A 5,967-nucleotide genomic window follows, 5' to 3' on the forward strand; every position below is an offset into this window, starting at 1 on the left:
AAAAACTGGGGCCGCCGCCGGTGCCCTACTGCTTCATGGCACTGGGCTCCATGGCCCGGGACGAGCAACTGGTGGTGACCGACCAGGACAACGCCCTGGTGCTGTCGGACGACTTCGACACGGCCCAGCACGACGATTACTTCAAGCAGCTGGGCAAGTTTGTCAGCGACGGCCTGGCGGCCTGCGGCTACACCTACTGCACCGGCGACATCATGGCCACCAACACCAAATGGCGCCAGCCCCTGAGGGTCTGGAAAGAGTACTTCACCGACTGGATCGAGAACCCCCAGGCCGAGGCCCTGCTCAACAGCAACATCTTCTTCGACCTGGAGGGCATTCATGGTGACACCACCCTGGCGGATGAGCTCAAGGAGCTGGTGGCCGCCAAAGCCAGCAAGAGCCAGCGCTTTCTCGCGCTGATGGCCCGCAACGCCCTGAACCGGACCCCGCCGCTGGGGTTCTTCCGCACCTTCGTGATGGAGCAGGACGGCAAGCAGAACGACACCATCAACCTCAAGCGCCGGGGCACAGCGCCGCTATCGGACCTGATCCGCATTCACGCCCTGGCCTGCGGTTCCAAGGCCCAGAACTCGTTCGAGCGACTCAACGCCATTGCCGAAACCAAACTGCTGCCCAGCGACAGCGTCGACAACCTGCGGGATGCCCTGGAATTCATCGCCATGGTGCGGATCCGGCACCAGGCCCTGGCCATAGAGGCCGGCGACGAGCCCAACAACAATGTGCGGCCGGAGGACCTGTCGCCGTTCGAGCGGCGCAACCTGAAGGATGCCTTCCAGATCCTCAGCAACGCCCAGAAATTCCTGCGTTATCGCTACCAGGCGCCCACCGGGCGCCACCTGGCATGATGACGCCGCCCGAGGAGAGCCCCGCATTGCCATGATGGATCGCCAGACCCCGACCACCGACAATCCGGGCAATCCACGCCTGGCACCCTGGCCGGAGCGCATGGCCCAGCTTGCGGAGCAGGCCGTCAATCCGCACCTGAAAGCCTTCTATGAGGCCGGCTGTGTGGCGCCGGACACCCCCATGGCCGAGGTGCCCATGGTGGCGCTGGATTTCGAGACCACGGGTCTGGACCCCAACGCCCATTCCATTGTCAGCATTGGGCTGGTGCCCATGAGTCTGAACCGGATCCGCTGCCGGGAGGCCCGCCACTGGGTGGTGCGGCCACCCCTGCCGCTGCAGCAGAAATCCATCACCATCCACGGCATCACCCACACCGACATCGATCTGGCGCCCGACCTGGCGGAAATCCTCGATGAGTTCCTGCCGGCGCTGGCCGGCAAGGTGGTGGTGGTTCACCATCGGGGCATCGAGCGGCCGTTCCTGGATGTGGCGCTGAACTGGCGTATCCGCGAAGGCATCGAGTTCCCGGTCATCGACACCATGGCCATCGAGGCCCAGCTTCACCCCAGCCGCAGTGTCGGCTGGCTCGACCGCATGCTGGGGAGGCGACCGGTATCCATCCGGCTGCCGGACAGCCGGGAGCGCTACGGCCTACCCCACTACCCGCCCCATCACGCCCTCACCGACGCCCTGGCATCGGCGGAACTGCTGCAGGCGCAGATCCAGCACCACTTTTCACCACAAACGCCGATCTCGGAACTGTGGTACTGAACCGGATCCGCAACGGCGGCCGGAACTGCTTCAGCGCGGCCGCGCAGACGCTGCTAGACTGGGCTCACTGACTCAAAGTACGAGGTCGCCGTGGCCAGCAACGAGATGCCATTGCAGAAACCATCACCGGACATTGCCCGGCCTGCCAGGGCCACCCCCATGGATGCCTTTCGCAGGGCGCGCCGGCACTGGCTCAAGAGTGAACGGATTCATCTCGCCTCCCTGGCGGAGGAACTGGGGATTGGCCGCGCCACCCTGTTCCGCTGGGTGGGCAACAAGGATCTGCTGCTGGGGGAAGTACTCTGGTCACTGTATGAACCCTTGCGCCAGCACGCCCTGGAGACCACACCGGGCGTGGGCGTGGATTACGTGGTGGGGGTCTACCACAGCACCAACTCCACCCTGCTGGCCTCGCAGCCGCTGCGCAACTTTATCGCCCAGGACCCGGAATACGCCCTGCGGATTCTCACCTCCGCCAGTTCTACCCTCCACGACCGGGTGGTGAAGGCCAACACCCGCACCCTCCGGGAGCAGATTGCCAACGGCCACCTGCGCCCGCCCCTGAACACCGACAGCCTGTCCTATTTCATGGTCAGACTGGCGGAGTCCTGCCTCTACAGCGACATCATCGGCGGCCGGGAGCCGCGCCAGGAGGAGCTGGAGGACGCCTGCAAGGCGGTGCGGATCATGCTGGGGGGTCAGGTGGAGCGCTGACCTCGACGGCCCGGACTCAGGCGCCGGGCCGGGGGATCACCGCCATGGTGATGCGGGAGGTGCACACCAGCTTGCCCTTGTCGTCCTCGATCCGGATCTCCCAGACCTGGGTCGAGCCGCCCACATGCAGGGGCCGGGTGGTGCCGGTGACCCAGCCGGAGCGGACCGAGCGGATGTGGTTGGCGTTGATCTCAAGCCCCACCGCCACCTTGTTGGGGTCCCGGATGCAGTGGTTCGCTGCCACACTGCCCAGGGTTTCCGCCAGCAGCACCGAAGCGCCGCCGTGCAGCAGCCCGAACGGCTGGTGGGTGCGTTTGTCCACCGGCATGCGGGCGGTGATGGTGTTCTCGCCCACTGCAAGAAACTCGATCCCGAGATTATCCACCGCGGTGTTGCGGGAGCCCTCGGTCATGGACTCGATGGTCGGAACCCGGGTCCAGATACTGCCTTCTGACATGCCTGATCGCCTCTGCTGGTTGCTGTGAGCGGTCGTCCCTGACCGCGCTGAAATAAATGCAGAGCTAACTATAACTGCAGGGAGCGCACTTCGAGAAATTCTTCCAGCCCCCACTTGCCGAACTCACGGCCCACACCGGAATGGCCGAAGCCACCGAAGGGCGCCAGCGGATTGAAGGCGCCGCCGTTGACGAAGACCTGACCGGTGCGCAGCTTGCCGGCCACCTTTTTGGCCTTGTCGGCATCGCCGGACCAGACCGCGCCGGAGAGACCGTAGGCGGTGCCGTTGGCGATGCGGATGGCGTCGGCCTCGTCCTGGTAGGGAATCACGCAGAGCACCGGGCCGAAGATTTCCTCCTGGGCGATCTTGCTGTCCGGATCGACATTGCCGAATACCGTGGCCTTGACGAAATAGCCCTGGTCCAGGCCCTCGGGCGCCTCGGGTCCGCCGGCCACCAGGGTGGCGCCGGCATCGACGCCGATACGGATGAAGTCCAGCACACGGTCGCGCTGCTCCGCCGACGCCAGCGGCCCCAGCCGGGTGGTCTCCTCCATCGGGTTGCCCGGGGTCATCTTGGCCACCGCCTCGGCGGCCAGCTGGCAGGCCTCGTCGTGCTTGTCCGCCGGCACCAGCAGGCGGGTGAGCGCGGTGCAGGTCTGGCCGGAGTTGAGCAGGCAGTTGCTGACGGTGCCCTTGACGGCGGCCTTGAGGTCGGCGTCCGGCAGTACCACCGAGGCGGACTTGCCGCCCATCTCCAGGGCGTAGCGCTTGAAGTCGTCGGCGGCGGCGTGGGCGATCAGGTGACCGGTGCGGGTGGAGCCGGTGAAGGACACCATGCTCACGTCCGGATGCTTGATGAGCTCGTCCCCCACCACCTGGCCGAGGCCGGACACCAGGTTGAAGCAACCGGCGGGCAGGTCTGTGCGGTCCAGGATCTCGGCCAGGATGTAGGCGCTGGAAGGCGCTATCTCGCTGGGCTTGAGCACCACGGTGCAGCCGGCGGCCAGGGCCGGCACCACTTTCAGGATGACCTGGTGCAGCGGGTAGTTCCAGGGCGTGATGCAGCCCACCACACCCACCGGGGTGTACTGCACCTCGGAGTTGCCCACCTGTTCGCTGAAGGCGAAGTCCGGCAGCATCTTGATGTAGCTTTCGGTAATGGCCGCCGGCAGGCCGGCCTGGATCTGCCTGGCCAGCTTCAGCGGCATGCCCACTTCCCGGCTGATGGCCTCGGCGATCTCGCCGGCGCGCTCAGTGAGACCGGTGTGCAGCTGCTTGAGCACGCTCAGGCGCTGCTCCAGGGTGGTCTCGGACCAGGCCTCGAAGGCCTTGTGGGCGGCCTCGATGGCGCGGCGCATCTCGCTTCGGGCGGCGGCCGGCACTTGTGCCAGCACGTCGCCGGTGGCGGCTTCGTGCACCGGCAGGGTCTCGCCGTTCCAGTCTTCCCACTGGCCGTTAATGTAGAGCTTGCTGAGGTTGTTCATGCTGGTCTCCTTGTCCTGGGGGGCGATCAGTCGAACACGATCACGCCACGTGCATTCTTGCCCGCCACCATGTCGTCGAAGGCCTGGGGCGCCTCTTCGATGCGGTAGGTGCGGGTCACCAGTTCGTCGAGCTTGAGCTTGCCGGCCTTGTAGAGCGCCAGGATGCGGGGAAAATCGTGCTGTGGCCGGGCAGAGCCCAGCCAGCTGCCCTTGAGGGTGCGCTCATCCGCCGGCAGCGACAGGGTGCCGATGCTGGTCTTGTCGCGGGGGTCGGCCACGCCCACCACCACGGCGGTACCACCGCGGCCCAGGGACTTGTAGGCCTGGGTCACGACGGCGCCGGCGCCGACGCATTCGAAGGCGTAGTCCACCCCGCCGGTGAGTTTCTTGACGGCCTTGGCGGCGTCTTCCACCTCGTTGATGTTGACGGTGTGGGTGGCGCCGAACTGCTTGGCCATTGCCAGCTTGGTGTCACTGGTGTCCACCGCCACGATCATTTCGGCACCGGCGGTGGCGCAGCCCTGGATGGCGTTGAGGCCAACCCCACCCACACCAAAGACGGCAGCACGTGAGCCGGGCTCGAGCCTTGCGGTGTTGAACACGGCGCCGACGCCGGTCATGACGGCGCAGCCTACCAGGGCGGCGTTCTGCAGGGGCACGCCGGGCTCGATCCTGACGGCGTTGTCCACGTGCAGGGTGGCGTATTCGGCCATCACGCCGCAGGCGCCGAAGACGTTGAGGTCCTTGCCGTCACTGTCGGTGGTGCGGACGGTGCCGTCCGGCAGGGTGAACATGGCCTTGCCGGCGTTGTCGCAGAGCACGGGTCGGCCCCGGACGCACTGGCGGCATTTGCCGCACATGGAGATGAAGGAGCTGACCACGTGGTCGCCTTCCTTGAACCCGGTAACGCCCTCGCCGACTTCGATCACCACACCGGCGGCCTCGTGACCGAGCACCAGCGGTGGCGGGTACTGGATCTTGCCGGTGGCGGCGGAGAGGTCGCTGTGGCAGACGCCGCAGGCGGCCACCTTGATGGTGATTTCATTGCGTTTGGGGGCGGCGACCCGGATGGTTTCCACCGTCAGGGGCTGGCCCCATTCACGGCAGACAACGGCCTTGGCTTCACGCGTCATGGTGTGTTTTCTCCTTCCCTTACTTTTATCATTTTTGATTTTTGGTTGGGCTGACTGCCAGATTTGGCAGCAGGTCCGGATGGGGAGGGGCCTCAGAAAACACGCCGTGAACCCATCCCTGGGGGCTCGGTGTTGCCATCCCTGGCAACACACGGTTTTCTGAGGCCCCTCCCCACCCGGACTCACGAACTTGGGAGTATGCCGTCCCTTCAGCGGGGACTTTTTAGAAACTCTCCTCGCTGATTTCCAGGGTGGTGGTATCCGCCGTGCGCAGCAGGCCCGCCAGGGCGTTCACCCGCGGCAGTTCGTAGCGGCAGAAGTAGTCGCAGGCCTTGAGTTTGCCATCATAGAAGGCTGGCGTCCGGGGGCCATGGCCATTGAGGCCGGCCTGGGCGACCAGGGCCTGGCGCAGCCAGAGCCAACCAACCACCAGATGGCCAAAGGCCTCAAGATACAGCGAGGCATTGGCCAGTGCACGTTCGGTCTCGCCGGCCCGGCGAATCCGGTTGATGGCTTCGGTGGCCTCAACCAGGCTCTCCAG

General features: G+C 65.8%; 7 protein-coding genes. 3 read left to right on the forward strand and 4 right to left on the reverse strand.

Annotated features, from left to right (window positions below; translation table 11 throughout):
- The 3 genes from R3280_RS15760 to R3280_RS15770 all read left to right on the forward strand — a co-directional run.
- Positions 1–866, forward strand: an 866-nt coding sequence (locus tag R3280_RS15760; protein WP_318999564.1) for a putative nucleotidyltransferase substrate binding domain-containing protein, incomplete at its 5' end; no start/stop codon positions are given.
- A gap of 31 nt (positions 867–897) precedes the next feature.
- On the forward strand, positions 898–1,638 hold the full coding sequence (locus tag R3280_RS15765) for a 3'-5' exonuclease (RefSeq protein ID WP_318999565.1): 741 nt from the start codon (positions 898–900) through the stop codon (positions 1,636–1,638).
- 90 nt (positions 1,639–1,728) lie between these two features.
- On the forward strand, positions 1,729–2,352 hold the full coding sequence (locus R3280_RS15770; RefSeq protein ID WP_318999566.1) for a QsdR family transcriptional regulator: 624 nt from the start codon (positions 1,729–1,731) through the stop codon (positions 2,350–2,352).
- Positions 2,353–2,368: 16 nt separating this feature from the next.
- Here R3280_RS15770 and R3280_RS15775 read toward each other — a convergent pair whose 3' ends face one another.
- The 4 genes from R3280_RS15775 to R3280_RS15790 all read right to left on the reverse strand — a co-directional run.
- The gene (locus R3280_RS15775; protein ID WP_318999567.1) at positions 2,369–2,809 is read right to left on the reverse strand and encodes a hotdog fold thioesterase; all 441 of its coding nucleotides are present in this window, start codon (positions 2,807–2,809) and stop codon (positions 2,369–2,371) included.
- 68 nt (positions 2,810–2,877) lie between these two features.
- Complete coding sequence (locus tag R3280_RS15780) at positions 2,878–4,293, reverse strand: aldehyde dehydrogenase family protein (RefSeq protein ID WP_318999568.1); 1,416 nt, start codon at positions 4,291–4,293, stop codon at positions 2,878–2,880.
- A 26-nt stretch (positions 4,294–4,319) separates the two neighbouring features.
- Positions 4,320–5,426 carry a Zn-dependent alcohol dehydrogenase gene (locus tag R3280_RS15785; RefSeq protein ID WP_318999569.1) on the reverse strand — a complete coding sequence of 369 codons (1,107 nt, stop codon included), beginning with the start codon at positions 5,424–5,426 and terminating at the stop codon, positions 4,320–4,322.
- Between the two features lie 223 nt (positions 5,427–5,649).
- Positions 5,650–5,967 (reverse strand): acyl-CoA dehydrogenase C-terminal domain-containing protein (locus R3280_RS15790; RefSeq protein WP_318999570.1); only part of this gene is annotated, 318 nt, incomplete at its 5' end.

The sequence above is a fragment of the Marinobacter sp. genome (assembly GCF_033722195.1).
Classification (GTDB): Bacteria; Pseudomonadota; Gammaproteobacteria; order Pseudomonadales; family Oleiphilaceae; genus Marinobacter.